This window comes from Amycolatopsis sp. NPDC051102 (assembly GCF_040682815.1).
In the GTDB taxonomy this organism is placed as follows: Bacteria; Actinomycetota; Actinomycetes; order Mycobacteriales; family Pseudonocardiaceae; genus Amycolatopsis.
On record NZ_JBFBBT010000026.1, the window covers coordinates 32,073 to 58,366 of the forward strand.

23 protein-coding genes are annotated in these 26,294 nt (G+C 70.3%); 14 read left to right on the forward strand and 9 right to left on the reverse strand.

All coding sequences use genetic code 11. The features are described 5' to 3' along the window. Positions 1-24 precede the first annotated feature (24 nt). The 4 genes from AB0M93_RS41915 to AB0M93_RS41930 are packed head-to-tail and all read right to left on the reverse strand — an operon-like array spanning position 25 to position 3,033. Entirely contained in the window at positions 25-699 is a 675-nt protein-coding gene (locus AB0M93_RS41915) for an ESX secretion-associated protein EspG (protein WP_364285194.1), read from the reverse strand. Next, entirely contained in the window at positions 699-1,991 is a 1,293-nt protein-coding gene (locus AB0M93_RS41920; protein WP_364285196.1) for a hypothetical protein, read from the reverse strand. Before AB0M93_RS41920 ends, AB0M93_RS41915 begins: the two co-directional genes overlap by 1 nt. After that, a complete protein-coding gene (locus AB0M93_RS41925; RefSeq protein ID WP_364285342.1) occupies positions 1,991-2,578 on the reverse strand; it encodes a DUF3558 domain-containing protein in 588 nt (195 codons plus the stop codon). Before AB0M93_RS41925 ends, AB0M93_RS41920 begins: the two co-directional genes overlap by 1 nt. A 38-nt stretch (positions 2,579-2,616) precedes the next feature. After that, a complete protein-coding gene (locus tag AB0M93_RS41930; protein ID WP_364285198.1) occupies positions 2,617-3,033 on the reverse strand; it encodes a hypothetical protein in 417 nt (138 codons plus the stop codon). 214 nt (positions 3,034-3,247) lie between these two features. Between AB0M93_RS41930 and AB0M93_RS41935 the strand changes: the two genes are divergently transcribed. The 3 genes from AB0M93_RS41935 to AB0M93_RS41945 are packed head-to-tail and all read left to right on the forward strand — an operon-like array spanning position 3,248 to position 6,308. Then, positions 3,248-3,973, forward strand: coding sequence for a hypothetical protein (locus AB0M93_RS41935; RefSeq protein WP_364285200.1), 726 nt, complete (start codon positions 3,248-3,250; stop codon positions 3,971-3,973). Between the two features lie 58 nt (positions 3,974-4,031). After that, positions 4,032-5,084 (forward strand): polyprenyl synthetase family protein, encoded by a 1,053-nt coding sequence (locus AB0M93_RS41940; RefSeq protein ID WP_364285344.1) that lies wholly within the window; start codon positions 4,032-4,034, stop codon positions 5,082-5,084. A 24-nt stretch (positions 5,085-5,108) separates the two neighbouring features. Continuing rightward, positions 5,109-6,308, forward strand: coding sequence for a hypothetical protein (locus AB0M93_RS41945; protein WP_364285202.1), 1,200 nt, complete (start codon positions 5,109-5,111; stop codon positions 6,306-6,308). On the opposite strand, the gene AB0M93_RS41950 is transcribed toward AB0M93_RS41945, so the two are convergent. From AB0M93_RS41950 to AB0M93_RS41970, 5 genes are all read right to left on the reverse strand, one after another. Beyond that, the gene (locus AB0M93_RS41950; protein WP_364285204.1) at positions 6,301-6,642 is read right to left on the reverse strand and encodes a VOC family protein; all 342 of its coding nucleotides are present in this window, start codon (positions 6,640-6,642) and stop codon (positions 6,301-6,303) included. The two genes, AB0M93_RS41945 and AB0M93_RS41950, sit on opposite strands and share 8 nt — an antisense overlap. A 95-nt stretch (positions 6,643-6,737) precedes the next feature. After that, a complete protein-coding gene (locus AB0M93_RS41955) occupies positions 6,738-7,802 on the reverse strand; it encodes a 2-oxoacid:ferredoxin oxidoreductase subunit beta (protein WP_364285206.1) in 1,065 nt (354 codons plus the stop codon). Further along, the gene (locus tag AB0M93_RS41960) at positions 7,799-9,724 is read right to left on the reverse strand and encodes a 2-oxoacid:acceptor oxidoreductase subunit alpha (protein ID WP_364285208.1); all 1,926 of its coding nucleotides are present in this window, start codon (positions 9,722-9,724) and stop codon (positions 7,799-7,801) included. The genes AB0M93_RS41955 and AB0M93_RS41960 overlap by 4 nt, the downstream gene beginning before the upstream one ends. A gap of 260 nt (positions 9,725-9,984) precedes the next feature. After that, positions 9,985-10,749 (reverse strand): enoyl-CoA hydratase, encoded by a 765-nt coding sequence (locus AB0M93_RS41965; protein WP_364285210.1) that lies wholly within the window; start codon positions 10,747-10,749, stop codon positions 9,985-9,987. A 23-nt stretch (positions 10,750-10,772) separates the two neighbouring features. Beyond that, positions 10,773-11,219 (reverse strand): Lrp/AsnC family transcriptional regulator, encoded by a 447-nt coding sequence (locus tag AB0M93_RS41970; RefSeq protein WP_033261465.1) that lies wholly within the window; start codon positions 11,217-11,219, stop codon positions 10,773-10,775. Positions 11,220-11,293: 74 nt separating this feature from the next. Here AB0M93_RS41970 and ddaH point away from each other — a divergent pair, with 74 nt between their 5' ends. The 11 genes from ddaH to AB0M93_RS42025 all read left to right on the forward strand — a co-directional run bounded on the left by ddaH (position 11,294) and on the right by AB0M93_RS42025 (position 26,290). Next, positions 11,294-12,130 carry a dimethylargininase gene (gene ddaH, locus AB0M93_RS41975; protein ID WP_364285212.1) on the forward strand — a complete coding sequence of 279 codons (837 nt, stop codon included), beginning with the start codon at positions 11,294-11,296 and terminating at the stop codon, positions 12,128-12,130. A gap of 108 nt (positions 12,131-12,238) precedes the next feature. Beyond that, complete coding sequence (locus AB0M93_RS41980; protein ID WP_364285346.1) at positions 12,239-12,868, forward strand: polysaccharide deacetylase family protein; 630 nt, start codon at positions 12,239-12,241, stop codon at positions 12,866-12,868. A gap of 333 nt (positions 12,869-13,201) precedes the next feature. Then, positions 13,202-13,897, forward strand: a complete 696-nt coding sequence (locus tag AB0M93_RS41985; protein WP_364285214.1) for a glycoside hydrolase family 75 protein — start codon at positions 13,202-13,204, stop codon at positions 13,895-13,897. A 205-nt stretch (positions 13,898-14,102) separates the two neighbouring features. Further along, positions 14,103-15,419: a nucleotide sugar dehydrogenase gene (locus AB0M93_RS41990; RefSeq protein WP_364285216.1), complete on the forward strand. Its 1,317-nt coding sequence runs from the start codon at positions 14,103-14,105 to the stop codon at positions 15,417-15,419. After that, the gene (locus tag AB0M93_RS41995) at positions 15,409-16,590 is read left to right on the forward strand and encodes a glycosyltransferase family 4 protein (RefSeq protein WP_364285218.1); all 1,182 of its coding nucleotides are present in this window, start codon (positions 15,409-15,411) and stop codon (positions 16,588-16,590) included. The genes AB0M93_RS41990 and AB0M93_RS41995 overlap by 11 nt, the downstream gene beginning before the upstream one ends. 109 nt (positions 16,591-16,699) lie before the next feature. Next, entirely contained in the window at positions 16,700-18,058 is a 1,359-nt protein-coding gene (locus AB0M93_RS42000) for an exopolysaccharide biosynthesis protein (protein ID WP_364285220.1), read from the forward strand. Continuing rightward, a complete protein-coding gene (locus AB0M93_RS42005; RefSeq protein WP_364285222.1) occupies positions 18,055-19,866 on the forward strand; it encodes a Wzz/FepE/Etk N-terminal domain-containing protein in 1,812 nt (603 codons plus the stop codon). The genes AB0M93_RS42000 and AB0M93_RS42005 overlap by 4 nt, the downstream gene beginning before the upstream one ends. Positions 19,867-19,909: 43 nt before the next feature. Further along, positions 19,910-21,820 carry an asparagine synthase (glutamine-hydrolyzing) gene (gene asnB / locus AB0M93_RS42010; protein ID WP_364285224.1) on the forward strand — a complete coding sequence of 637 codons (1,911 nt, stop codon included), beginning with the start codon at positions 19,910-19,912 and terminating at the stop codon, positions 21,818-21,820. Continuing rightward, positions 21,817-23,994 (forward strand): bi-domain-containing oxidoreductase, encoded by a 2,178-nt coding sequence (locus AB0M93_RS42015; RefSeq protein ID WP_364285226.1) that lies wholly within the window; start codon positions 21,817-21,819, stop codon positions 23,992-23,994. Before asnB ends, AB0M93_RS42015 begins: the two co-directional genes overlap by 4 nt. Then, a complete protein-coding gene (locus AB0M93_RS42020; protein WP_364285228.1) occupies positions 23,991-24,164 on the forward strand; it encodes a hypothetical protein in 174 nt (57 codons plus the stop codon). The genes AB0M93_RS42015 and AB0M93_RS42020 overlap by 4 nt, the downstream gene beginning before the upstream one ends. Beyond that, on the forward strand, positions 24,161-26,290 hold the full coding sequence (locus tag AB0M93_RS42025) for an alginate lyase family protein (protein ID WP_364285230.1): 2,130 nt from the start codon (positions 24,161-24,163) through the stop codon (positions 26,288-26,290). Before AB0M93_RS42020 ends, AB0M93_RS42025 begins: the two co-directional genes overlap by 4 nt. Positions 26,291-26,294: the final 4 nt, after the last annotated feature.

Consider the following 26,294-nt stretch of genomic DNA (forward strand, 5'->3'; position numbering starts at 1 on the left):
CTTGGCCCATTGTCGCCGCCCCTCTCACCGAGGGGCGGCGACTTTCAGTTTGTGGGCAAGTTGCCGCGGTTCCCCCGGGACGACGCTGATGTAGCCGTCGGCGACGGCGATCCCGACGCGGCCGGCTTCCAGGTCGAGGTAGCTGACGGTGGTTCCTTCGGTTTGGAGCTGCCCGATGCCGTAGTGAGGTTGTTCGAAGAGGGCGTCGAGTTCCTGCGCTTCGCGGCTGCCGGCTTCGTCGAAGATGTCGCTGTCCTTCTGGAAGTCCTCTTGAGGCAGCGAGAAGGGTTTGATGTCGGCCGGTCGGCAGGGCGGAAGCTTCGAGATGAGGGCGTCGGCGGGGTGGACGTCGGGGGAGACGCTCTCGAGTTCGACGTGTTCCCCGCGGCAGACAACGCTGACGGCGGTCCGGCCTCGTTTTGCCACGAGGACGCCGATTTGCTCGACGGTGTCCCGGGCATAGGCGACGAATTGCTCGGCGGGATTGCCGATGAGGTGCAGGGCGTCTTCGAATTCGGGGGTGAAGCCGTCGCCTTGGATGAAGCCGTAGGGGCTGAGTTCTTCGAAGGCTTCCCGGTGGACGCGCTTTGCGGCGGACGGCGGGATGTAGCGAAGTCCTTTGGCGAGAACGGGGTGCGGGTCACCGCAGCCGACGTCGCGCATGGCGGTGAGCAGGGTGTTCAGGGAGAAGACGGCCATTATTTCTTCTTCTCGCCGATCACTGGGGGTACTGGCTTTTCGGTGAAGCCGCCGAAGGTTTCGTCGGGGTCGGGGTTTTGCAGGTAGGGAGCTTTCTTCTTTTCGCGGTCTTCTTCTTTGCCGCCGCGGCCCGCCATGGGGCCGCCCATGGGGGTGGCGTTGGCGCCGCGGGGGCCGGCCGCGCCGCGGGTGGGGTTGGCGCCGGGGAAGCGTTCCTCGGGGAGGCGGGTGCCCGTGGCGGTGCCGGGGTTTCGGGTGCCGGGCTGGTTGGTTCCTGGCCTGTTGCCGGTGCCTGTTCCCTGGCCTGTTCCCGGTTCGGTTCCTGCTCCGGTTCCAGTGCCCGTTCCTGGGAAGTAGCCGCCGCCGGTCCCGGGCCCGAAGTCGCCGGAGAAGCTGCCGGCACTGGACCAGTTCGTGTTGTAACCCCCGGTAGGCCCGAAGACATACCCACCCTGAGCGGCGGGTGGTGCGATGGGACTGGGGACGTAGCTGTTGGCGTGGGTGGCGTCGCCGTTCGTGTTCCCATTCCCGGGAGGCTGCGTCGGGAAGGGGTTCTGCGGCTGGGTTTGGTTCTGAGGCCGGTTCGCTGTCTGATCCGTCTTGTGGGTGTCCTGCTGTGCGACCTGCTTCGTGCCCTGGTCCTGGCCGGGCCGGACGGTCTGCCGATCCTGCGCGGGAACCTGGGTGTCCCGAGGATTGCGCGCCCATTCCCCGGTATCGGTAGGCCCAGGTTTCGCGGCCGAGGACCGATCGGTCATGGAGACGGAGGCACCGGAGTCGGCAAGCTGCGCGTACTGCGCGGGCATCCGCCCACCATTGTCGGAACTGGCGGAGTGATAGGCACTGAAGGCATCGATGTTGGCCTGACTGTCAGCCTGCCAACCGGCAACCTTGGAGCTGTAGGAATCCCACCCACGACCGGCAAGAACATTCCGGACATCTTCAATCCCCAGCTCAGGCGGCTGAGCGGCAACGGGCTTGACGGAGTGCTTGGCGGTACCGAAGGCATCCATCTGAGCCCCAACAGCGGTCTGGGCATTCTGAAGATGAACAGCATCATCGGCGGCGGCTTGGACAAGCGGAAGGGTGGCGTCGGCCGCGGCCTCACCGGCGCGTCCACGCCAGCCGGACATGGTCTTGGCCCGAAGCGCACTGATCCGCTGAGCCCGTTCAACCATCCGGTTAGTCAGGTCGGTAGCACCGTCTTGCGCGTTGGCGAGTGAATCACTGCCGGCTCCGCCAGTGACTTGCTCATAGATCTGTGCCGCCGTCAGTGGGCCCTCGGTGACCATCAGTTCGCCTTCCGCAGGTTTTCGAGCACCTTTGCCGCCACCTCGTGAGCGGCAGCACAAGGATCCTTCTTTCCGATGTTCGCCTCGGAAAGAGAGATGGCGATGTCCACTTGTTGGGTGTCACTCGTGCCGAGTGCGAGCAGACAGCGCCCCTTCGTGCTTCTCTCGTCGATCTGGCCGAAAGCCACTGTGGGATAGCCGTCGATCGGATCGAGTGGCTCGAAAAACGGATAGATGGTGTCTTTGGCCTGGTAGATGCCGGTCAGACCGAGCTGGGTGGTCTTGAAATAAGTCACTCCAACGCCGGCTTGAGAGACCGCAGGAACGTTCCAGCGGCAGGTGGGGCCGGCTTGATCGTCGACCGCCGGATTGGTTGTGACAGCAGAGCCGAGGAGTTCCCGGCTCTGCTCCGGGCTCAATGAGTCACAAGGCGCTTGCTGGAAGTGGCTGACGTCCAGTGGGTTGTCGACCTTTGGCACGCCGGGTCCGGGTACAACGCCGCTCGAGGGCGGAGCCGTCGTCGGCTGGGTCCCGGAAGTCGAGGGCGAAGCGGTGCCATTCATCTGGTCGGTGCAGGCCGTCAGCACCAGTAGCGAGGTGCCCAGCAGAACAAGCGTCCGGCGGATCAAAGCGTGCCCCCAGTCTGCTTGATCTCCGAGTCGTGCGCGGCCTCGACGGTTGCGTACCTGCCCAACGCAGCTTCGAATTTCTTTGCCATCCCCCGGCAGTATCGTTCCCGCTCGTCGAGCGTGGCCAGAAGGGCCAAGCCGGAGTTTCGGATCTGCTCGGCGTTGCCTTCGCTCGCGTACTCGAGCCCTGGCGCTTGCGCCTGGGCTATCAATTGTGCGCGGTTTCGGTCGTCGCGGAACTCGTTCGCCAAGTCGTTCCACTCCCGCACCAGCTCGTGCAGTGTCTCCTCGTCATACGCGAACCCCGCACCGCCGTCCCCGCCTCCATAAGACCCCGGAACCGGCACCCCGTCCGGCCCCGGCAGCGTCCAATCCCCACCCGGGTCGTAGATCGGCCCCTTGCCTGTCGTCATCAGCTCTCCCCTAGCTTGCAGGCTGCTCCACCCCGAGCACCCTGCGTATCCGACGCCGCCGACCCTATCAAAGTTCCCACCGTGGAAAAGGCGAGGTCACGAGGGCCGCGGTGCTCTCCCCGGCCGCGGCCCTCGTGACGGCTACGGGGTCGGCGAGCAGCTCGTTTCGCCCAGCGTCACCTGGCCGGACAGGCCCGATGACGGGAGGAAGTCGATGCGCAACATCGTCAGACCCGCGCTTCCGTCGCCCGGGAGCCGCTGGATGTTGAACACCGCGTTTGCCAGGGCCGTTCCGTCCGGTTTCCTGATCTGTGACACGTACGACGCCGGTACCGGGCTCGGGGGGTTCGGGATGCCCGACAGGCCGTCGTACGTCCAGTTCGCGCTCGTCTGCGTTCGCGTTGCCGTGCATGTCACCGTGAATGTCGACAGCTTCACCCGTGGGCCGCCCGCCGGGACCAGTGCCGACAGCTCGAAGTTCTTGCCCGTTGCCGTCAATGATGATGGCTTGCACGAGGATGTTCCGCCGCCGAATGTGATGCCTGGGCGGGAGACCTCCTGGGCCGTCGTGGTTGCCGGGCCTTCCAGCGAACACGTTCCCTGGGGTGGCACCTCGACCGTCACTCCCGCCTTGGTGAACGAAGCCGAGCCGATGCTCGCCATGCCCGGGGCCTGGGCCGCCTGCGCCGGAGCAACCGCCGCCAACGAAAGCACCGCCGTGACGATCGTGGTGCGCATCCCACTGTCCTCCTCGCCGCCGGAGAGCGGCCTGGGCGGCCGCTCCTCCTCGGCTGAATATCCGCCTGCCGGAGACGTCCGTTGCGCCCGGAATCTCCGATCACCCTTTCGAGGATCGGGAACCACCCGGGAGGTGATGGTGGGCGGTGTCATGTTCGTCACCGTTTCCGCTGGACAGCGGGTAAACGACGACGCGAGGTAGCCACTACGCTCAAGGGGCAACCCGACCGGTGCACGAGTAGAGCGGAGCCGACGTGTCTGTGCCTTCCCCAGCCCCCGGGGCGGGATCCCTCCCCGCTGCGCCGGGTGGCGCCCTCGACGACCTGCGGGCGTCGGTCGGCCTGCAGATCGCCGACGAAGCCCTGCTGCGCTCCATCGCCGGCGGGCTGGCCGAGGTCGAGAAACTGCTGCGTGACGTCGTCCGCAGCGACGTCCAGGCCGTCCACGACGCCGCCCTGCACCTGGTCGAGGCCGGGGGCAAACGCTTCCGTCCCCTCTTCACGCTGCTGTCCGCGCAGTTCGGCCCCAAGCAGGACGACCACGTCGTGGTCGCCGCCGCCGCCGTCGAGCTGGTGCACCTCGCCACGCTCTACCACGACGACGTCATGGACGAGGCCGACATGCGCCGCGGCGCCGAGAGCGTCAACGCGCGGTGGGACAACACCATCGCCATCCTCACCGGCGACTTCCTCTTCGCCCACGCCTCGCGCCTGGTCGCCGACCTCGGCACCGACGCGGCGCGGATCATCGCCGAGACCTTCGGCGAGCTGGTCACCGGGCAGATGCGCGAGACCGTCGGCCCCGGTCCGGGTGACGACGCCGTCGCGCACTACCTCACCGTCATCGCGCAGAAGACCGGCTCGCTGATCGCCACCTCCGGCCGGTTCGGCGGCATGATGTCCGGCGCCGCCGAGGAGCACATCGAGGCGCTGCGCCGGTTCGGCGACATCATCGGCACCGCGTTCCAGATCTCCGACGACATCATCGACATCGCCTCGCCGTCCGACGAGCTCGGCAAGGCGCAGGGCACCGACCTGCGCGAAGGCGTCCGGACGCTGCCGATGCTGTACGCGCTGGCCGACCCGGGCACCGACCCCCGGCTGGTCGAGCTGCTGTCCGGCCCGATCGCCGACGACGCGCTCGTGCAGGAGGCGCTGGAGCTGCTGCGGGTCAGTAGCGGACTCGAACGAGCACGCGTCACCCTTTCCGACTACGCTCAGCGCGCGCGAGCCGAGCTCTCCGCGCTGCCGGCGTCACCCGCCCGGGACGCCTGCGAGTCGGTTGCCGACTACCTGGTCGCGCGTACGCACTGATGCACTAAACAGGGGCAGGAAACGATGTCCATATTCGGACAGGTCTGGCTGTGGAGCCTGGCGGCGTTCTTCGTCGGGGCAGTCCTCACCTGGCTGGTGCTGGTGCTGCCGCTCCGCAAGAGCGTCCGCAAGCTGGAGAGCGCGCTGGCGCAGGCCCACGCCGACGCCGCGCGCACCCCCGCCAACGCGGCGGCCACCGGCACCGAGGTCTTCTCGCGGCCGGAGCCGCGCTTCGAGCCGGAGCCGACGCGCCAGGAGACCTCCTACCCCGGCACGCTGGTCGCCGCGCCGCCGATCCACCGCGACGACGTCCACGACGACATCGACGAGGACTTCGCCGAGCTGGACGCCCAGGTGCCTGCGCGGGTGCCGCCGGCGCCCGAGCCGGAGCCGGTGCCGGAGCCCGACGAGGACGATCCCTACCGGTCCGCGGCCACCCAGTTCCTGACGCCGGTCGTCGAGCCGGAGCAGGCGGACGCCTACCACGCCCCGGCCACCGAGTACCTGGTTCCCGACGAGGAACCGGAGCCCGTCTCCCCGGCCCTGGCGCAGCTCGACCCCGACTCCTCGGCGGGCTCGCTGTTCCAGCCCCCGGGTGAGGACGCGCCCGCGCCGGACTGGTTCGACCACGAGCCGCGGAGCGAGCGGTCGGCGTTCGAGGAGCCGGTCGAGCGCACGCGCTACCTCGGCTCGGTGCGCAAGGACGAGCCGGACGAGGACGAGGCGCCGCAGTACGCGTTCGGCGGCGACGTCGCCGACAGCGAGCTCGACGTGCCGGCGGAGACCCCGGCCGAGGCGACGCAGGTGCTGCCGAAGCGGCAGCCACGGGAGGCGGTGCGCGGCGGCTTCGACGCGCCCCAGCCGATCCAGCCGTCGATGCGCACGGTCGAGCGGCGCGAGCCCGACCTGGCCGGCGCGCACAGCGGCTCGCTGTTCGAGCCGTCGGTGCAGCCGAACCAGGCCGCCGCGGCGATCGCGGCCCCCGAGCCGCCCCCCGCGCGGGAGGCGGCGGGCGACTCGGTGCCGCCGGGCCCGTTCGGTCCCGGTTCGGCGATGCCGCGCCCCGGCGGTGGAGCGCCCAGCGACAGCTTCGCCGTGAAGGCCAGTGTCACGGCTTTGCGTTACTGCACCGAGGATTCGACGCAGTTCCCCAAGATGGTCGCCGAGGTGTGGTTCCGGACCGCCGAGGACGCCGAACGCGTCGGGTTCCGCCCGCTCAGCTGAGTTTCTGGAACAGGACGAGCGCGGCGCCACCGGGATCGGTGACCACCACCAGGGAGCCGAACGGCAGGTCGGTGCGTTCGCGCACCAGGGTTCCGCCCAGCTGCACGGCCTTCGCCGCGGCGGCGTCCACATCGGACACCGGCGCGTAGGGCAGCCACTGCGGCGTCCGGTCGTCGCCCGGGGTCAGTTCGGTGAGGCCGCCCCACGGCACGCCGCCGCTCTTCAGCAGGGTGTCGTCGGCCTCCCAGCCCAGCAATTCGGCGAAGAACCGCCTGCTGCCCGCGGCGTCGGCCGTGCGGACGTCGAAGAACACGAATGGAGAGTCAGGTCGCATGACCTAGAACTTAGGACACGTGTCCCAATCGAGGCAACCCCAGAGACGCCGAAGGCCGCCATGCACCGGGCATGGCGGCCTTCGGGAGCAGCTGGTTACGCGACCGTCCAGGTGTCCTTGCCGCGCAGCAGGGCCTGCAGGTCCGGGGTACGGGCCGCGCGGGCCTCTTCCACCTGGGCGCGGGCGCCGTCGTCGTACGTCGGGCGCTCGACCTGGCGGAGGATGCCCGTCGGGACGTGGTTGAGGTTCTGGTCGCCCAGCCGGGACAGCGCGAACGCGTACGACGTGTCCTGGATCGACGGGTCGTGCACCACCACGTTGTCTTCGCCGATGTCGGCGACCTTGGCGACGTCCAGGCCGCCCCAGTCGCCGCGCTTGACGCCGAACTCCTGGTTCGGGCCGAAGCGGATCGGCTCGCCCGCGCGCAGCGGGATCAGCCGGGCCGCGGCCTCGTCGGCGTCCTTGAGGACGTCGAACGCGCCGTCGTTGAAGATCGGGCAGTTCTGGTAGATCTCGACCAGCGCCGAGCCGCGGTGCTGCGCCGCGGCCTGCAGGACCTCGGTGAGGCCCTTGCGGTCGGAGTCCATGGCCCGGCCCACGAACGACGCCTCAGCGCCGATCGCCAGCGACAGCGGGTTGAACGGTGTGTCCACCGAGCCCATCGGGGTCGACTTCGTGACCATGCCCTGGCCGGACGTCGGGGAGTACTGGCCCTTGGTCAGGCCGTAGATCCGGTTGTTGAACAGCAGGATCTTGATGTTCACGTTGCGCCGCAGCGCGTGGATCAGGTGGTTGCCGCCGATGGACAGCGCGTCGCCGTCACCGGTGACGACCCACACCGACAGGTCCGGGCGCGTGGTCGCGAGCCCGGTCGCGATCGACGGCGCGCGGCCGTGGATCGAGTGCATGCCGTAGGTGTTCAGGTAGTACGGGAACCGCGACGAGCAGCCGATGCCCGAGATGAACACGATGTTCTCGCGCTTGAGGCCGAGCGTCGGCAGGAACGACTGGACCGCGTTCAGCACGACGTAGTCGCCGCAGCCGGGACACCAGCGGACTTCCTGGTCCGACTTGTAGTCCTTGGCCTTCTGCGGCTCGTCGGTGGTGGGCACAAGGTCCAGGCCGCCGACGGTCGGGAGCCCGATATCGATCGCGGTCATCGTGCCGCCTCCGTAGCAACGCTGGTGATGATCTCCGAGAACAGGTTCTGCAGCTCTTCGGCCTTGAACGCCATCCCGGCGACCTTGGTGTGCGAATGGACGTCCACCAGGTACTTCGCGCGCAGCAGCAGGGACAGCTGGCCGAGGTTCATCTCCGGCACCACGACCTTGTCGTAGCTGCGCAGGATGTCGCCGAGGTTGGCCGGCAGCGGGTTGAGGTGCCGCAGGTGCGCCTGCGCGATCGGCAGGCCGAGCTTGCGCACGCGCCGGCAGGCCGCGCCGATCGGGCCGAACGAGCTGCCCCAGCCGAGCGCGAGCACGCGGGCCTTGCCGCCGCTCGGGTCGTCGACCACGAGGTCGGGGACGTCGATGCCGTCGATCTTCGCCTGCCGCAGCCGGACCATCTTGTCGTGGTTGGCCGGGTCGTAGGAGATGTGGCCGGTCTTGTCGGCCTTCTCCAGCCCGCCGATGCGGTGCTGCAGGCCCGGCGTGCCCGGGATCGCCCACGCGCGGGCGAGGGTCTCGGGGTCGCGGACGTACGGCCAGAACTCGCCGGACTCGTTGTCGGCGTTGGGCTCGGTGGCGAACTCGACCCGCAGGTCGGGCAGCGTCTCGACGTCCGGGATCAGCCACGGCTCGGAGCCGTTCGCGATCGCGCCGTCCGAGAGCAGCAGTACCGGGGTGCGGTACTTCAGCGCGATCCGGGTCGCCTCGACGGCCGCGTCGAAGCAGTCCGCCGGCGACAGCGGCGCGATGATCGGGACCGGCGACTCGCCGTTGCGGCCGAACATCGCCTGCAGCAGGTCGGCCTGCTCGGTCTTGGTCGGCAGGCCGGTGGACGGGCCGCCGCGCTGGACGTCGATGACGACCAGTGGCAGCTCCACCATCACCCCGAGGCCGACGGCTTCGGACTTCAGCGCGACACCGGGCCCGGACGTCGAGGTGACGCCGAGCGCGCCGCCGTAGGACGCGCCGAGCGCGGCGCCGATGCCGGCGATCTCGTCCTCGGCCTGGAACGTGATGATGCCGAAGTGCTTGTGCTTGGACAGCTCGTGGAGGATGTCCGACGCCGGCGTGATCGGGTACGTGCCGAGCAGGATCTGCAGGCCGGAGCGCTGGCCGGCGGCGACGATCCCGTACGCCAGCGCGGTGTTGCCGGTGATCTGCCGGTAGGTGCCCTGCTTCAGCTTCGCCGGCGCGACCTGGAACGTCGTCGCGAACGACTCGGTCGTCTCGCCGTAGTTCCAGCCCGCCCGGAAGGCGAGGATGTTCGCCTCGGCGATGTCGGGCTTCTTCGCGAACTTCTCGCGCAGGAACCGCTCGGTGCCCTCGGTCGGCCGGTGGTACATCCACGACAGCAGGCCGAGCGCGAACATGTTCTTGCAGCGCTCGGCGTCCTTCTTGCCGAGGCCGGTGTCGGCGAGCGCGCCCTGGGTCAGCGTCGACATGGCGACCCGGTGCACCTGGTACGGCGTGAGCGTGTCGTCATCGAGCGGGTCCGTCGCGTAGCCGACCTTGGTCAGGTTGCGCTTGATGAACTCGTCGGTGTTCAGGATGATCGTGCCGCCGTGCGGGACGTCGCCGAGGTTCGCCTTGAGGGCGGCCGGGTTCATCGCCACCAGCACGTCCGGCCGGTCGCCGGGGGTGAGGATGTCGTAGTCGGCGAAGTGCACCTGGAAGCTGGAGACGCCGGGGATGGTGCCCTGTGGCGCGCGGATCTCGGCGGGGAAGTTCGGCATCGTCGACAGGTCGTTGCCGAACGCGGCGGCCTCGGACGTGAAGCGGTCACCGGTCAGCTGCATGCCGTCACCGGAGTCGCCTGCGAACCGGATGACCACCCGGTCCAGCTTGCTGACCTCGGTCGGCCTGGTTGCGGCGAGCGAGCCGTGGCCAGCGCCGTTGCCGTTCGCACTCGTGCTCATGGGTCAGGGATTCCCTCTCTCCCGACGGTACGGCTTCCGTTCGCCTGCCGGTGCCGCGGCTGCGCTCACCAGGTCTACTCCCGAGGTTAGCTCGCCCCCAACACCGATGTTGGTAGTGTCCCGGGTAGTGGGCGACCTCATCGGTGCTCTCTCATGTCTCTTGGCTGGTCCGCCAGATACCTGTAACTGATGGTAACGGGTAGCCGCGGTGGTGCGTTGTGATGCGTGTCTCCCGCCGACGGTAGAGCGTCCGGCTCGAATCACGGCCGAGAACGGATGTGGGCCCGCAACAGGGAAAGCCGTTCGGCGAACTCCGGTGAAGCGAGCGAGGCCAGCTGCGGCCGGATCTCGACGTCGACGGCGTCGCTGTGCTCGGCCAGGCCGGCGGTGGCGCGCAGGCTGCGCTTCGTGGCGATCAACGCTTCGCGCGGCGCGGCAACGGCACTGTGCGCGAGGTCACGCGCGGCGGTCAGCAGTTCGTCATGGCCGCCGTCGACCAGGCGCAGTGCCAACCCGGCCCGCACCGCCGCCTCGGCGTCGAGCGGTTGCCCGAACAACGTCATGGCGGCGGCCTGCTGCGGGCCGGCCAGCCGCTGCGTCATCCAGGTCATCCCGCCGCCGGGGTGCAGCCCCAGCTCGAGGAACCGCGCGACGAACTTCGCCCGCGGCCCGGCCAGCCGCACGTCGGCGGCGAGGGCGAGGTTCAGCCCGGCCCCGACGGCAGCACCCCCGACAGCGGCGATGGTCGGCAGCGCACAGCGGGCGACGGCGAGGAAGCCTTCGTAGATGGCCCGCAGGCCGGCTTCGTCGGCCTCGGCCAGCGCGGAGAGGTCCGCACCGGCGCAGAAGGCGGGCGGAGTACCGGTGACGACGACGGCGTGCACGGACTCATCCCGTTCGGCGGCCTCGACAGCGGCGGCGAGCTGCGCGGAGAGGTCGAGGGTGAGCGCGTTCCGGCTGCCGGGAGCGTCGACGGTCAGCAGAGCGACGCCGTCGGAGTGCTCGCTGACGATGCTGTCGGTCATGCGGCCAGGGTGGCACGCCTGCCTTATTGCTCCGGCGTCGGCGGCCGTTCCAGCAGCCGGGAGAGCACGACCGTCGACACCGTCCGGTCCACGATCTCCAGCCCCCGCAGCCGCTCCAGCGCCGTCTCCAGGTGGTGGATGTCCGCCGCCCGCAGGTGGACGATCGCGTCCGCCGCTCCGGACACCGTGTACGCCGCCACCACCTCCGGGAGCGGCTCCAAGCGCGCCCTGATCCGGGCCGGGGTGATGTTGCCCTGGCACGTGACCTCGACGAACGCCTCCGTTCCCCAGCCCAGGGCCTCCGGGTCGACCACCGCCGTGAAGCCCCGCAGGATGCCCGTCTCCAGCAGGCGGTCGACCCGTCTCTTGACCGCCGGGGCCGACAGGCCGACCACCTTGCCGATCTCCGCGTAACTGGAGCGCGCGTTCGCCACGAGACACGAAACGATTCGCTGGTCGATGGTGTTCACACGCAACATCTAGCACAGATACGCGCAGCGAACAGCGATTGATTGCGATATTAGGCGCCCCTTACCCTGCAACCATGCAGGCGATGCGCGTACCGACCACCCGTCGATACCTCATGTGCTCCCCGCGCCACTTCGCGGTGGACTACGTGATCAACCCCTGGATGGACCCGACTCAGCCGGTCAGCGCCGACGTCGCCGTCGCGCAGTGGACCGAGCTGCGCGACACCTACCGCCGCCTCGGCCACACCGTCGAGGAGATCGAGCCCCAGCCCGGCCTGCCCGACATGGTCTTCGCCGCCAACTCCGGCACCGTCGTCGACGGCCGCGTGCTCGGCTCGCGGTTCCGCGCGCCGCAGCGCGCCGCCGAGGCCGAGCACTTCCGCCGCTGGTTCGTCGAGCACGGCTACCGCGACATCACCATGCCGGAGAAGGTCAACGAGGCCGAGGGCGACTTCGCCTGGACCGGCGCGCTGCTGCTCGCCGGCACCGGCTTCCGCACCGACCCGGCCGCGCACGCCGAGGCGCAGGAGGTCCTCGGCGTCCCGGTCGTCTCGCTGCAGCTGGTCGACCCGCGCTACTACCACCTCGACACGGCCCTGTTCGTGCTCGCCGAGGCGACCGACACGACGCGTGCGCAGATCGTCTACTACCCCGAAGCGTTCTCCGCGGGCTCGCGCCGCGTGCTCGAGCGGCTGTTCCCGGACGCCGTGCTCGCCACGCGCGAAGACGCCGAATGCTTCGGCCTCAACGGCGTGTCCGACGGGCGCAACGTGGTGCTGCCCGTCGAGGCCACCCGATTGGGTGAACTTCTCGCCGCGCGTGGTTACGACCCCGTTTACGTCGACATCTCTGAGCTGCGGAAAGCCGGCGGCGGCCCCAAGTGCTGCACGCTGGAAATTCGCAAAGGCTAAATCACGGCAAAAACCTGTAACTCACCCGTTTGCCAGTGCGATTAATCGAAGTAACAAAACGACTACTCGCGGTGGCAGGCGGTGGGAGTGGTGACAGTGATCTTCGCCATGCACGGGGCGGGACGGCCGGCGCGCCAGCTGGACCCGGGCGAGGACGAGCACTGGCTGACGGTCGAGCAGCTCGAGGAGGTGCTCGACCGCGCGGCCGGCCGTGAGGACGTCCACCTCACGTTCGACGACGGCAACGAATCCGACGTCGAGGTCGTGCTGCCGCGGCTGGTCGAGCGCGGGCTGACGGCAGAGTTCTTCCCCCTTGCCGGCCGGCTCGGGCAGCGCGGCTACCTCGACCGGGACGGCCTGCGCGAACTCGCGCGCGCCGGGATGGAGATCGGCTCGCACGGCTGGGAGCCGCGCGACTGGCGGTGGCTGGACGACCGCCACGCCCGCCGCGAGCTGACCGAGGCGCCGAAGCTGCTCGGCGACCTGTGCGGCCGGCCGGTCCGGCGGTACTCGCTGCCGTTCGGCGCGTACGACCGGCGCGTGCTGGCCCGGCTGCGGCAGGCGGGCGCGACCCGGGTGTACACGAGCGACGGCGGCGCGGCCCGCCGAGACGGCTGGCTGCAGGCGCGGATCGAGCTGAGGCACGACCTCGACGGCGAGCAGCTCGACGGTGTGCTGTCCGCCGGCTCCCGGCGGGCGCACTGGGTGAACCGCCTGCTGCGGCGCGCGGCTCGGTAGGGGGGCCGCAGTGAGCGGGCTGCTCGTCAGGGGCGGTCCGCTGTGCGTCGCGCGGGTAAGACCTGCTGGGTCGCCTCGGCAGGTCGCGTCGCTGAACGCGCCTGCCCGTCAGATGCCGTTCGCCGGATCCGGGCCGACTCGCCGCGTCCCGGCGAACGGGACACTCCCGCGAACCCGTCCCCGTCACCTCGCCCCGATGAGCAGCCTTTTCGTCAAATTCGGCCACCTGATGGGAAATTCCCGTACCCCCAGGTCTTGAACCGGCCGTCGCGCCGGTGCATCCTGGTGCCCCGCCGCCGTAAGGAAAGTTTCCTAACTAAGGGAGCACCAGGAATGCGGAAACTGATCCTGCTCGCGACCCTCGCGCTGACCGCGGCCGTGATGCCGTCGGCCCTCGCGTCGGCGTCGCCGGCTCCGGCCGCCGCGCCGGCCACCGTCGAGGCCGCCCCCACCGCGGCCCAGCTGCTCGCCAAGACCACCGGCTGCAAGCAGATTTCGAACGGCAAGTACAAGACCGACGAGGACGTCTCGAGCAAGACCGTCGCCATCTGCGACGCCAATGGCGCAGTCTTCTGGAAAGCCGACATGGACATCGACTGCGACGGCCAGCGTTCCTCGCAGTGCAACGAAAACACCGACTGCTGCTACCAGGACGACACCGCGTTCCACCAGTCCGACGGCAAGCCCCTCAACGCCGCGAAGCTGCCCTACATCGTCGTGCCGAGCTCCAGCAGCATCTGGAAGTACTCCTCCTCCGGCCTCAAGGGCGGCGGCTCCTGCGCGGTGATCTACAACGGCAAGGTCGAGTACGCCGTCATCGGGGACACCGGCCCGACGCAGATCATCGGCGAAGCCTCCTACGCCACCGCGAAGGACCTCGGCATCAACCCCGACCCGTCCAACGGCGGCACCGACTCCGGCGTCACCTACATCTGCTTCAAGAACTCGACCGTCTCGCCGATCGAAAACCACTCCAACGCGGTGAGCAAGGGCCAGAGCCTCGCCACCACCTTCGTGAACAACAACTGACACCTATTCACCGCCCGGCGGCGGACCGTGGTTCTCGTCCACGGTCCGCCGCCGGTCCGCGTACCGGATCGAGACACAATTCTCACCCGAATCCCTTGTGTCTCACCGCAGTCTCACGCCGTCCCCCGTTCGCCGCGCCGGCGGTAACGATCCAGGGGTGCCCGCCGACCAACTTGAGGGTCGCGCGGAATAGCGGAGGTTTGGCGTGAAGATCAGTGTCTTCGGGCTCGGTTACGTCGGTTGTGTCTCCGCCGCGTGCCTGGCGGGGCAGGGGCACCGGGTGGTCGGCGTGGACGTCAACCCGGTGAAGATCGACCTCATCACCCAGGGCAACGCCCCGGTGGTCGAGGAGCGGATCGGCGAGCTCACCGCCGAGGTCGTCGCGAGCGGCGCGCTGAGAGCCACGACCGACGTCGCGGAAGCGGTCGCGGACAGCGAGATCTCGCTGATCTGCGTCGGGACGCCGTCGGCGCCGAACGGCAGCCTGTCCACGGTCTACCTCGAGCGCGTGGCCGAGGAAATCGGCGAAGCGCTCGCGAAGAAGAGCGAGCGGCACACCGTCGTCTTCCGCAGCACGATGCTGCCCGGCACCTGCCTCGACCTGCTGGTCCCGATCCTGGAAAAGGCCTCGGGCCGCACCGCCGGCGTCGATTTCGGTGTCGCGGTGAACCCCGAGTTCCTGCGCGAGGGCACCAGCGTCCGCGACTTCTTCGACCCGCCGAAGACGGTGATCGGCGAGATCGACGAAGCCAGCGGCGACGCCGTCGCGGCGCTCTACGAGGGGCTTCCCGGCCCGGTCTTCCGCGTGCCCATCCCGGTCGCGGAAATGACGAAGTACGCCGACAACTCCTTCCACGGCCTGAAGATCGGCTTCGCGAACGAGCTCGGCGCGGTCTGCCGGGCGCTGGGCCTCGACTCGCACCAGGTGATCGACGTCTTCCTCGCCGACACCAAGCTCAACATCAGCCCGGCCTACCTGAAGCCGGGGTTCGCCTTCGGCGGTTCGTGCCTGCCGAAGGACCTGCGCGGGCTCGTCTACGCCGCGCACCGCGCCGACGTCAGCGTGCCGATCCTGTCGCACGTGCTGGCGTCGAACGCCGAGCACCTGCAGCGGGCGTTCGACCTGGTCGCGCGCACCGGCAAGCGCAAGGTCGGGCTGTTCGGGCTGTCGTTCAAGCCGGGCACCGACGACCTGCGCGAGTCGCCGCTGGTCGAGCTGGCCGAGAAGCTGCTCGGCAAGGGGTTCGACCTGAAGATCTACGACGCCAACGTCAGCCTCTCCCGGCTGATGGGCGCCAACCGCGAGTACATCGAGAGCAGGCTCCCGCACCTCGGCCAGCTGCTGGCCGGGTCGGTCGGCGAAGTCGTGGACCACGCCGAAGTCCTGCTCGTCGGCACCAAGGACCCGGACGTGCTGGCGGCGCTGCCGCACGGTGGCGACCGGGCGCTCATCGACCTCGTCCGCCTGCCCGACGCCGCCGAGCGTCGCCTTGAAGAGGGATACGCCGGCCTTGCCTGGTAAAGCGCTCATCCTCGTCGAAAACCTCTCCGTCCCCTTCGACCGGCGGGTCTGGCAGGAGTCCACGACCCTGCGCGACGCCGGGTGGGAAGTCCACGTGATCTGCCCGCAGGGCACGAAACGCGACACCGAGGCCGAAGCCGTCGTCGACGGCGTCCACATCCACCGCTACCCGCTCAAGGCGGCGACCGGCGGGCCCGCCGGCTACCTGCAGGAGTACGGCAGCGCGCTGTGGCACACGCTGCGGCTGGCCCGCAAGGTCGGCCCGGTCGACGTCGTCCACGCCTGCAACCCGCCGGACCTGCTGTACCTGGTCGCGAAGTACCTGAAGCGCCACGGCGCGCGGTTCATCTTCGACCAGCACGACCTGTGCCCGGAGCTGTACCTCTCGCGCTTCGACCGCGGGCAGGACCTGCTCTACCGCGGGGTCTGCGCGCTCGAGCGCGCCACCTACCGCGCCGCCGACGTCGTCATCTCGACGAACGAGAGCTACAAGGAGGTCGCCCGGATCCGCGGCGGCAAGAAGCCCGAGGACGTCTTCGTGGTGCGCAGCGCCCCGGTCGTCGAGCGGTTCCACGAGGTGCCTGCCGAGCCCGAGCTGAAGAAGGGCAAGCCCTTCATGCTGGCCTACCTCGGCGTGATGGGCCCGCAGGACGGCGTCGACTACGCCCTGCGCGCGCTCGCGAAGCTGCGTGACGAGGTCGGGCGCACCGACTGGCACGCGGTGTTCGTCGGCTCCGGCGACGCGTTCGACGACATGGTGGCGCTCTCGGCGAAGCTCGGGCTGGCGAACCAGGTCGAGTTCACCGGCCGGATCTCCGACGAGGACCTGGTCCGCTACCTCTCCACCGCCGACGTCTGCCTGTCGCCGGACCCGCTCAACCCGCTCAACGACGTCTCCACGATGAACAAGGTCATGGAGTACATGGCGATGAGCAAGCCGATCGTCTCGTTCGAACTGCGCGAAGCGCGGGTTTCCGCAGGTGACGCGGCCGTCTACGCCCCGGCGAACGACGAATCGGCGTTCGCGAAGCTCGTCGCCCAGCTGCTCGACGACCCCGAGGAGCGGGCGCGGATGGGTAAGCTCGGCCAGGCCAGGGTCGCGGGTGCGCTCTCGTGGGAGAACTCGGCGAAGGCCCTGCTAGCTGCGTATGAGCACGCTGTGAAGTCTTGATCGCCGTTCGGTCAAGAACCCACCGAACGTGTAACCAATGCTCCCGGTCGTGCGACGGTTCGGGTAACCGGCCGATCAACTGAACCCGTTCGGCGTACCCGTCTCAGGAATGGAGATCCCGCCGTTGACTGACGACACGGTGCGCCTGACCCTGGTCGGGCAGGTCCTGCGACGACGATGGCGGCTGCTGGCCGCCCTCGCCGTCCTGGGCGCGCTGGTCGGCGCCGGAGCGTCGATCCTGTTCTCGCCCGGCTACAAGACGACCTCGGGCGTGCTGCTCCAGGGCCCGCGCCAGGCCGACGAGCTGCTCACCCAGGCCGAGATCGCGACCGCCTCGGTCGTCCTCGACCGCGCCGCCGCGGTGCTGCCGTGGCACCCCACCGGCGCCGACCTGAAGAAGCAGGTCAGCGCGTCGGTGGCGCAGAGCAACGTCGTGACGATCACCGTCTCGGCCGACACCGCCGAGCACGCCCAGCAGCTCGCCGACCAGGTCGCGCAGCAGTACGTCAAGTACTCCACGCAGCTGGCGAGCAACTCCGCCGACGCGTCGGTGCAGCTCGCCCAAGAGCAGCGCGAGTCGCTGCGCCAGCAGGTCAAGCTGACCACGGACAAGATCAGCGACCTCGCCAAGAACGTCGGCGGCGGCCTGACCGTGGAGAGCGTGCAGGTCCGCACCCAGCTCGAGGGCCTGAAGACGTCGCTGGAACAGGCGATCAACGACCTGAACCAGGCCGACCTGGCCACCGGCGTCGGCAACACCGTGGTGCTCGGGCCGTCCCAGCGCCCGACGTCGCCGGCCGCTCCGACGATGACGCAGTTCGTCGCCGGCGGCGCGGTCCTGTTCTTCATCGCCGGTGTCTTCGGCCACCTGTTCACCGCCCGCACCGACCGGCGCCTGCGGGGCGAGCCGGAGATCGCGTCCGCGCTCGGCGCGCCGATCCTCGCCGGGGTCGACGTCACCACTCCGGAGGGCGACCGCCGCCCGGCCACCGGCCTGCTCGGCAAGGTCCGGCGGCTGCTCGGCGGCGACCGGCCGTGGGTGCTGCCACCGATCGCGACCTCGGCCGACGAGGTCAACCGCGACATCCGCTACCGCCGGGTGCTGGCCCGGCTGGCCACCGGCCCCGCCGACGTCCTGCTGCTGGTGGCCGACGACGACGAGACCGGCCGCCTGGCCGCCGCGCAGCTCGCCGAGCTGGCCGACCGGCTGTCCGTGCCGCTGCGCGTCTTCGAGTACTCCGCCGAGCGCCCGACGGTGCCGGACGCGACCGCCGACTCCGGCGTCCTGGTCGTGCTCGGGTCCGGCACGCGCACCGCGTGGCAGCTCGTCCGGCTCGCCGAAGCCTGCACCGACGGCGGGCAGGAGATCGTCGGCGCGGTCCTCACCCACGCCGTCCGGCCTGCCGAGCCGGAGAAACCCGAACCCGCGGCGGAAGCCCCCGAGAAAGCCCTGGCAGGTTCGGCGTGACGACTTCCCCCGAAACCCCGGCGGCACCGCTGTTCGACCTTTCGCGGCTCTTCGTCGCGATCCGCCGCCGCAAGCGCGTCTGGCTCGCCACCGCCCTGCTCGGGCTGATCGCGGGCGCGGCGGTCGCGTTCGTGCTCCCCGCACCGCCGACCGCGGTGGCGAAGGTCATCGTGGTCCACCAGGACGACTCGCCGACCGACAGCGGCACGCTGATGCGCACCGACGTCGCCGTGCTGCAGACGACCCAGATCGCCGAAGGCGCCCTGAAGAAGCTCGGCAGCACCGAGACGCCCGAAAACTTCATGAAGAACTACGCGGGACTCGGCGTGACGAACAACGTCCTGCAGATCACCGTCAAGGCGAAGAGCAACGAAGAGGCCGTGGCGCAGGCGCAGGCGCTGGCCGACACGTTCATCGCCGACCACGTCAAGCGCAGCCAGGCGGCCGCGGCCGCCCAGTCGCAGGCCATCCTCGACCAGCGCAAGAACGCCCAGGACGAGCTGGCCAAGGTCGAGCAGCAGATCGTCGACGAGGAGGGCAAGGGCCGCCAGGCCAGCCAGCCCACCCTCGAGAACCTCTACAGCCGCCGGGCCGCGCTCACCGCGCAGATCTCGGACTTCACCTCGCGCGCCCAGCAGGCCGGCATCGGCAGCCCGCAAGTCACCGCGGGCACCCAGATCGTCGACGCGCCCCGCGTGCTGCCCAAGGCGGTCCTCAAGACCACCGCGACCGATGCCGGTGTCGGCTTCGCGCTCGGCCTGTTCCTCGGGCTCGCGCTCGTCGCCGTCGGCGCGGTGTCGCGCGACCGCCCGGTGCTGCGCCGCGAGATCTCGACGCACCTCGGCGCGTCCGTGATCGCGCAGCTGCCGTCGAAGCTGCGCGGCCCCGCCCGGCTGTGGCGGCGCTCGCGCGCGGTGTCCGAACGCAAGCGCGTCGCCACGACGCTGGTCCGGCTGGTCAAGCAGGACCAGCGCCCGGTGTCGCTGCTCGAACTCGGCGCCCCGAAGGTCGTCGCCGCGCTCGCCCTCGACATGGCCGCGGAGCTGGCGGACGACGGCGCGGTGAGCGTGATCGACGACCTGCCGGGCGAGGACGTCCGCAAGCTGGCGCAGGAGACCAAGAGCGAAGTCACCGTCGTGGGCACCGGGGACGCGGCCGGTGAGCTGCGGATCGGCGTCGGCACGGTGTCGCCGGGCACGGCGTGGACCGACCTGGAGCACCTCGGCACGGAGACCGTGCTGGTCGTCAAGGCTGGGCACGCGAACACGCTGTGGCTGCACACCGTCGCGCGGCAGCTCGCCGACCAGGGCATCCCGGTCATCGGCGTGGTGGTGGTCGACCCGGACCCGCGCGACAAGTCCGACGGCACGCTGTGGGACGGCCTGCACACGGCCCTGCGCGGCCGCGGCAGCCAGGCTCCGGCGGCCCAGCCGGCCGAGCGCGAAGACCGGCTCGACGAGCTGGTCGCCCGGGTCGCCGAGCGCGTCGCCAGGACCGAGCAGCCGACGCGCCGGTTCACCCCGATCCGGCCGGTGCTGCCACCCGCGCTCGCCACCCCGCGGCCGCCGGCTTCGCCACTGCCGCCGCCCGGCGCGGTCAGCGTCCCGGACCACCTGAACGCGCCGACCAAGAAGTTCGCCCCGGTCAAGCCGCCGAAACGGCCGACGCCGTTCAAGCGCGACCACGGCGAACCGGCCCACAAGGGCGAACTGAACGCCGGACTAGAGCCAGAAAAGAGCACTGTGACAACCGGGGCTTCGCCCCAGGCCGGGGGCTCCGCCACCCAGGCCCCCGAAAAGAGCGCGTAGGTCTCCTGACCTGCGCCGCGACCGAAGGGGAAATGCACCCGAGATGTGCGGCATCGCAGGCACTTACCTCTGGCCGGACGGCGGCCCGCTCACCGACCGGCTCACGAAAACGCTGGCCCACCGCGGCCCGGACGGCTCCGGCCGCTACGAGCACCGCGCGGGGACCGGGGAGGTCCACCTGGGCCACCGGCGGCTCTCCATCATCGACCTGTCCGAGACCGGCGCCCAGCCGATGGTCCTCGACGGGCTCGCGCTGAGCTACAACGGCGAGCTGTACAACGCGCCCGAGCTGCGGGCCGAGCTGTCCGCCGCCGGCGTCCGCTTCCGCGGCACGTCCGATACCGAGGTGCTGCTGCAGGCGTGGCGGCGCTGGGGCACGGACTGCCTGCCCAAGCTGCGCGGGATGTTCGCCTTCGCGCTGTTCGAGGAGGGCACCGGCGAGCTGTTCCTGGTCCGCGACCAGCTGGGCATCAAGCCGCTGTTCGTCGTGCAGCGGAACGGCGGCGTCGTGTTCGCCTCCGAGCTGAAGGCGATCGCCGGTGAGCTCGGCGGGTCCCTGCAGGTCGACAACGGCGCGTTGATCGCGTCGCTGCTCTACTACTGGGTGCCGGACAGCCGGTGCGCCTACCAGGGCGCGGAGAAGCTGCAGCCGGGCACGTGGCTGCGCTGTCGCCCGGACGGCCGGGTCGACCGCGGCCGGTTCTGGTCGCTGCGGGAGGTCGCCGAGGAAGGCGCGGCGTTCGACGGCGAGGTCGACCTGCACGAGGTGATCGCGGAGTCGACGGCCAAGCACCTGCTTTCGGACGTCCCGGTGGCGACGTTCCTGTCGGGCGGGCTGGACTCCAGCTACCTGACGGCGCTGGCCGCACGGTCGCAGCCGGGGATTTCCGCGTACACCATCGGCTTCCGGGCCGAGGACGCGAAGTTCGAAGCGATGCCGGACGACCTCAAGTACGCCCGGATCGTCGCGCAGCAGTTCGGCGTCGACCTGCACGAGATCGAGATCGCGCCGCAGGTCATGGACCTGCTGCCGAAGATGACCTACCACCTCGACGAGCCGATCGGCGACCCGGCGGCGATCAACTCGTTCCTGATCTGCTCGGCCGCGCGCGAGGCCGGCGTCAAGGTGATGCTGTCCGGGATGGGCGCCGACGAGCTGTTCGCCGGCTACCGCAAGCACCTCGCGAACCTGATCGCGCTGCGCTACCACAAGGTGCCGGGCGCGGTCCGGCGGCCGGTCGAGTCCATTGTGGACCGCTTGCCCGTGGCGTCGGCCAAGCGCGGGTACCGGTCGGTGCGGTTCGCCAAGCGGTTCCTGTCCTTCGCGGGCCTGCCCGAGGAGACGGCGTTCCGGCGCAGCTACACGATGTACGACCGCGCGGAGCTGCTCGACCTGGTGAACCCGGACCTCGCGGCCGACGTCGACTCGGTGCTGACCGAGCACGCGGACACCTACAACGACCAGGCGCTCGACGACTTCGTCAACCGGATGTGCCTGGCCGACTCGCGGATGTTCCTGCCCGGGCTGAACCTGACCTACACCGACCGCTCGACGATGGCGGCGTCCACCGAGGTGCGGACGCCGTTCGTCGACGTCGAGGTCGTGCGAGCCGCGTTCAGGATCCCCGGCAGCAAGAAGATCGTCGGCCGCGCCGGGAAGGTGGCCTTGAAGAACGCGGCCTTGAACATCCTGCCCAGCGAGATCGTGCACCGGCCGAAGGGCCTGTTCAGCGCGCCGCTGCGGGCCTGGATGAGCCGCGACCTGGCGCCGCTGGTGCGCGAAGTCGTCAACGAAGGCGTGCTCGTTTCGTCCGGCCTCCTGCAGCGCGAGGCGTTGCAGCGGATGGTCGCCGAGGACGCCGCCGGCCAGGAAGACCGCGGCAAGCACCTCTGGCACGTCTTGACCCTCGAGTATTGGTACCGGAACGCGATGTCTGGAGCGGGAGCGAAGTGAAGCAGGTAGTCCAGAACTACAAGAGCGGGGAACTGGCGCTCCTCGAGGTCCCCGAGCCCGCCTGCAAGCCGGGTGGCGTGCTGGTGCGGACGGTGTACTCGCTGATCTCCACCGGCACCGAGATGATGAAGGTGTCCGAGGCCAGCATGTCCCTGGTGGGCAAGGCGAAGGCCCGGCCCGACCAGGTGGCGAAGGTGATGCAGAGCGTCGCCACCAACGGGCTGTCGGCGACCTACCGCAAGGTGACGTCCAAATTGGACTCCTACACCCCGCTCGGCTACTCGCTGTGCGGCATCGTGGAGCAGGTCGGCGACGGCATCACCGACGTGGCCGTGGGCGACCTCGTGGCCTGCGCGGGCAACGAGCACGCGCTGCACTCGGAGCTCAACTGGGTGCCCAAGAACCTCTACTCGCGGGTCCCGGCCGGCGTCGACCCGCGGCACGCGGCGTTCGGCACCGTCGGGTCGATCGCGATGCAGGGCGTTCGCCGCGGCGAACCGCAGATCGGCGACGTCGCCCTGGTCATCGGCCTCGGCCTGATCGGCCAGCTGGTCGTGCAGCTGCTGGCGGCGTCCGGCGTGCGCGTCGTCGGCGTCGACCCGGACCCGGAGCGCTGCAAGCTCGCCGAGAGCCTCGGCGCGCTGACCTGCGCGCACCCGGCGTCCGGCATCGTCGACACGGCCGTGGACGAGCTGACGCACGGCGCGGGCGTCGACCAGACGTACCTGGCGGCCGGCGGCAACACCAACGACCCGGTGGAGCTGGCCGCGAAGCTGTCGCGCGACCGCGGCCGCGTCATCGACATCGGCAAGTGCAAGCTCGACCTGCCGTGGAACGCCTACTACGAAAAGGAACTGGACGTCCGGTTCTCGCGGTCCTACGGGCCGGGCCGCTACGACCCGTCGTACGAGCTGGAAGGGCGTGACTACCCGATCGGCCAGGTCCGCTGGACCGAGCGCCGCAACCTCGAGTGCGTGCTGGACCTGATCGCCCGCGACCGCCTCGACGTCGAGCCGCTGATCACGCACGTCTCGGACTTCTCTTCGGCGGTCGAGACGTACAAGTCCCTGAACGAGGGCGCGTTGAAGGCCGTGGCGGTGCTGTTCCGCTACCCGGACGCGGTCGCCCGGACGGAGCCCGTGATCGCCTCCGCGCGGCTCGGGCCGGCCTCGTCTTCTGCTGCGGCTTTGCCGGCGGGACAGCCGGTGCGCCTGGGCTTCATCGGGGCGGGCAACTACGCGTCGTCGATGCTGCTGCCGCACCTGGTGGAGCGCCCGGACGTCCAGCTCGAGCACGTCGCGACGACCTCGGCGCTGTCCGGCGCCAACGCCCGCCGCAAGTTCGGTTTCGCGGCGGCGTCGACGGACATCGACAACGTCCTCGGCGACTCCTCGATCAACGCGGTGTTCGTGGTGACGCGGCACAGCTCCCACGCGGAGCTGACCCGGCAGGCGCTGCTGGCGGGCAAGACGGTGTTCGTCGAGAAGCCCCTGGCCCTGTCGCCTTCGGAGCTGCAGAAGGTCCTGGACGCGATCGAGGAGTCGGGCAACGACCGCCTCCAGGTCGGCTTCAACCGCCGTTTCGCGCCGCTGCTGCACGAGGCCCGCGACCAGTTCGGCCCCCGCGTCGGCCCGGCGACGGTCCGCTACCTGGTCAACGCCGGCCGCCTCGACCACGGCAGCTGGTACAACCAGACGGCCACGGAGGGCTCCCGCTTCGCCGGCGAGGGCGGCCACTTCATCGACACGGTGAGCTGGCTGCTCGACGCCGACCCGGTCTCGGTGTACGCCACCGGGGACGTCCAGGTGACGCTGGGCTACCCGGACGGTTCCACGGCGGTCATCACCTACGCCGAGACGGGTTCGTCGGGCTTCCCGAAGGAGACCCTGGACCTCACGGCCGACGGCAAGGTCCTGAAGTTCGACGACTTCGTCCGCGCATCGGTGTACGCGCGCAAGAAGTGGGCCAGCTCCCGCCTCCCGAAGGGCCGCGACAAGGGTCAGGCGGCCGAGGTCAACGCGTTCCTGGAGGCGGTGCGCACGGGCGGCCCGATGCCGATCCCGGTCGAGTCCCTGGCCGCGACGACGCTGGCGACCCTCGCCGCGCAGACGAGCGTCGCGAACGCGGCGCCGGTGCGGATCGAGCTGCCGCGGAAGGCGGGTGCCCCGGCATGATGGGTCGAGCGGGGCTGGTGCGGTTGCGAGCGGCCGGCGCCCGGCCGGGTGCGGCGGTGGAGCTGTCGCGGAAGGCGGGTGCCCGGGCGGGCATTGCGCCGATGGAGCTGGAGGCGGGTGCCCGGGCGGGCATCGCGCCGGTGGAGCTGAAGGCGGGTGCCCCGGCATGATGGGTCCCGGCTGGTACCTGCGCCGGCTGTCCCGGATGGGGCCGGCGGAGGTCGTCGGGCGCGCGCGGCACGCCGTTGTCCAGCGTCAGTGGCGGTCCTCCCTGCCCACGCCGCCGGACTGGCCTTCGCACCCGCGCTTCACCGCGACCCTGCCCGCCGGCGTGCTGGGCAAGGTGTCCGGCGAGGCGGTTTCCCGGCTCCTGGCCACCGCCGACGAGTTCATGGCCGGCCGCGCCGAGTACTTCGGTGTGGTCCGTTCCGACTTCGTGGCGCCGGACTGGTTCCTCGACCCGAAGACCGGGCGCCGCGCGCCTTCGGACGTCTACGCGTTCGACGTGCCGTACCGGTCCGAGGACACGGTCGGCGACATCAAGCAGATCTGGGAACCGTCGCGTCACCAGCACCTCACCGTGCTGGCGGCGGCCTACGCGCTGACCGGAACCCCGGCCTACGCCACGCGCGCGGCCGAGCACCTGCGGTCGTGGTGGGCGGCGAACCCGCCGATGCAGGGGCCGCACTGGGTGAGCGGCATCGAGCTGGGCATCCGGCTGCTGTCGTGGGTCTGGACGCGCCGCCTGCTCGACGGCTGGCCGGGCGTCGCGGGGTTGTTCGAGGACAACCCGGACTTCCAGCTCCAGCTGTGGCACCACCAGAACTGGCTGGCGACGCTGCGCAGCCACGGATCGTCGGCGAACAACCACGTGATCGCCGAGGACGCCGGGCTGCTCGCGGCGGCGTGCGCGTTCGGCTGGTTCCCGGAGTCGGCGGGCTGGCGCTCGGCGGCGATGCACTCGCTGGACGCCCAGCTGCGGCGCAACACGTTTCCGTCGGGGCTCAACGCGGAGCTGGCGTCGGAGTACCACGGCCTGGTGCTGGAACTCGGCCTGGCGGCGGCGGTCGAGGCCGACGCGGCGGGTACGCCGGTGCCGGAGCCGACGTGGGACGTGCTGCTGCGGATGACGGACGCGCTGGCGTCCATTGTGGACAACCGGTTGCGTCCGCCCCGCCAGGGCGACGCCGACGACGGCTTCGGCCTGATCGTCGACGGCACCTCGACCGACCGCTGGGCGTCGCTGCTGGCGTCCGGCGAAGTCCTGTTCGGACGGTTGACCTGGTGGCCGCCGGTGCCCGGCGACGACGTCCGCACGGCGCTGCTGGCGTCGCTGGCTTCGCGAACCCCGCGGGCTTCCGGTTCCCGCCCCGGCCGCCGGCCGGCGCACCTGCGCGACGCGGGCATGACGATCCTGCGCTCGGACCGGCTGTGGGTCCGCTGCGACGGCGGCCCCCACGGCTTCCTGTCGATCGCGGCGCACGCACACGCGGACGCGCTGTCGCTGGAGGTCCGCCACGACGGGGTCGACATCCTGGCCGACCCGGGCACGTTCTGCTACCACGGCGAGCCGCAGTGGCGCTCGTACTTCCGGTCGACGCTCGGCCACAACACGCTGGAGCTGGGCAGCCGCGACCAGTCGGTCTCGGGCGGCCCGTTCCTGTGGACGCGCCACGCGGTGACGAAGGTGCTCGACGTGCACACACCGGACACAGGGCCATCCCGCTGGTCGGCCGCGCACGACGGGTACGCACCGGCGCTCCACCGCCGCACGGTCGAGCTCGACGGCGACGTCCTGAGGATCGTCGACGAGGTCCTGGGCCAGGGCGATCCGGGCGACGCGCGGCTGGCGTTCCACTTCGGCCCGGCGGTGGCGGTGATGCTCGACGGCACCACTGCACGCCTCCGCTGGGTCGCCGAGCCGGCCGAGTTTCGATCCGGCGAGCCGGCGGGCGCGCCCACCGGCTCCGGCGAACCGGCGGGCGGGGTGGGTGCTTCGGTCGCGAGCACCGAGCGTGCGCCGGGGCTGGAGCTTGTCGGCCGCGAGCGCCCGGCCGTCGCCGAGGACGAGGATCCGCTCGTCGGGCGGGTGTCGGGGTCCCTCAGCGGGACCGCCGGCGTCGTGCACACCGCCGTCATGGAGTTGCCGGCCGCGCTTTCGTGGACCGTGCACCGTGGTGACACCGAGCCGCCGCTCGGTTGGTACTCCGCGGGGTTCGGCCGCAAGGAACCTTCCACCACTCTCGTCGGCTCCGGGACTCCCGGACCCTTCACCACCCTGCTCCGCTTCAGTTAGGACC